This window comes from Pedobacter sp. 10L46_2 (assembly GCF_056395165.1).
Genome location: NZ_JBFTIZ010000469.1, coordinates 1 through 2029 on the forward strand (window position 1 = coordinate 1; position 2029 = coordinate 2029).

A 2029-nucleotide genomic window follows, 5' to 3' on the forward strand; every position below is an offset into this window, starting at 1 on the left:
CTTCAGAACTGGCGTAGTGAAGCCGATGGTGAATTGGTTTATTATGTGTGTGATCTGATATGGTATGACGGCAGGGATTTAACTGATCTTCCACTTAGTAAACGCCAGGAGATATTAGCAGAGGTTTTGCCTCAAAATGACGATCGGGTAAGGCTAAGTCAGATCTTTAAGGCAAGCGGTACTGAGTTCTTTAAGGCGGCCATAAAAATGGGTTTGGAAGGCATTATTGCTAAAAAAGCAGACAGTCTGTATACTAAGAATAACCGTTCTAAAGATTGGCTAAAGATCAAAGCCAATAAACGCCAGGAGGTGGTGGTTGTCGGGTTCACAAAAAATGATGATACACCCAGGGAATTTAGTTCTCTGTTGTTAGGAGTGTATGAAAACGGTCATTTGCACTACGTTGGCAAGGTGGGGACAGGCTTCAATGATCTGGCGCAAAAAGAAATGATGGCCCAATTCCGGCCATTAATTACCAATAAAAGTCCATTTTCGGAAATCCCTGATGTCAATAAACCTTCTCGCTTCAGGCCCAATCCACCAAAAACCAAAGTAACCTGGCTTAAGCCGGAACTGGTTTGTGAGGTCGCCTTTGCAGAGGTGACAGATGACGGTGTATTTCGCCATCCATCTTTCCAAGGCATGCGCGTTGATAAAAAAGCTAAAGATGTGATCAGAGAAACCGAGATAGAGACGAAAGCTATAGTAGAGAATGATATGAAAGATAATACTATCAAGCCTCCAAAGGCTACAGGGCGTAAAACGTTGCTTAATCCCAAAGATGAAACGCAGGTACGAAAAATTAAAGGTCATGAATTGAAGTTTACACATTTAAGCAAGCTTTACTGGCCTGAAGATGGGGTATCCAAAAGAGAGATGTTTAATTACTATTATCAGGTGGCCGATTATATTCTTCCCTATTTGAAAGATAGGCCTATGTCATTAAATCGTTTTCCGGGTGGAATTCATAGCAAGGGTTTTTACCAGAAAGATGTTAGAGAGATTGCACCTGATTGGGCCGATACATTTCCTTATACCACAGGTGATGGCGAACATAAGGAATACCTATTGGGCAACGATGAAGCCGCCTTACTTTGGATGGCATCGTTAGGGTGTATAGAAATGAATCCGTGGTTTTCCAGGAGTCAATCTCCAGACAATCCAGACTATTGTGTGATTGATCTGGATCCTGATAAGAATACATTCGATCAGGTGATTCAGGTGGCACAAATGGTGAAAGAAGTTCTGGACCAGATTAAAATACCATGTTACGCGAAGACATCTGGTTCTACTGGTATGCATATTTATATTCCTCTTGCGGCAAAGTATGACTATGATCAGTCGCAAATGTTTGCCAAGATTATTGTCAATTTGGTGCATCAGCAGGTCCCTGAGTTTACTACATTAGAAAGAATGGTCGCTAACCGTAAAGGAAAAATGTATTTGGATTTTCTGCAGAACAGACCAGGGGCCACCATTGCCTGTCCGTATTCGCTTAGGCCGAAGCCAGGGGCAACTGTTTCCATGCCTCTGGCATGGGATGAAGTTAAACCTGGAATGACCATGGATGATTTTACGATCTTCAATGCTGTGGATAGGATAAAAGAAACTGGTGATCTCTTTAAAGGTGCTTTGGGAAAAGGTATTGATTTAACGGCTGCGATTAACAAAGCGAAAAACGTGTTTGGATAACTTATTAGGCCATCCTTATACTTAAGTCAGGATTACTTGATCTTTTTAAAACTTCTGATTCTTTATTTAATTTTTTGAATACTAATATTATTAGCTTAAGTTTGAATGCCTGCTAAAATTCAAGGCATTTGTTTTTTATGGATTTTAATGCTTTAGTATTTCCTGAGAAAGTTACATCCCAACCTGTTATTATCCATCAGGAAACACAGCAATTGAGGTTGTACGGGGAAACGCCTTGGCATAGGGGCTGGAAAATGGCTTTTCCTCCCTCATTCAGAGAAGTCTGCTTTTGGGACGAGGTTACAGAACAACAACATCGGGCTGATGTATACACTCC

Annotated in this window: 1 protein-coding gene and 1 pseudogene; both read left to right on the plus strand. The window is 41.1% G+C overall.

Annotation, left to right across the window (positions count from 1 at the left end):
• Nucleotides 1-1692, plus strand: a 1692-nt coding sequence (gene ligD, locus AC1DDX_RS26850) for a DNA ligase D (RefSeq protein ID WP_477622976.1), incomplete at its 5' end; no start/stop codon positions are given.
• Nucleotides 1693-1829: 137 nt separating this feature from the next.
• A pseudogene (locus AC1DDX_RS26855) lies at nt 1830-2029 on the plus strand (hypothetical protein); the annotation flags it as partial.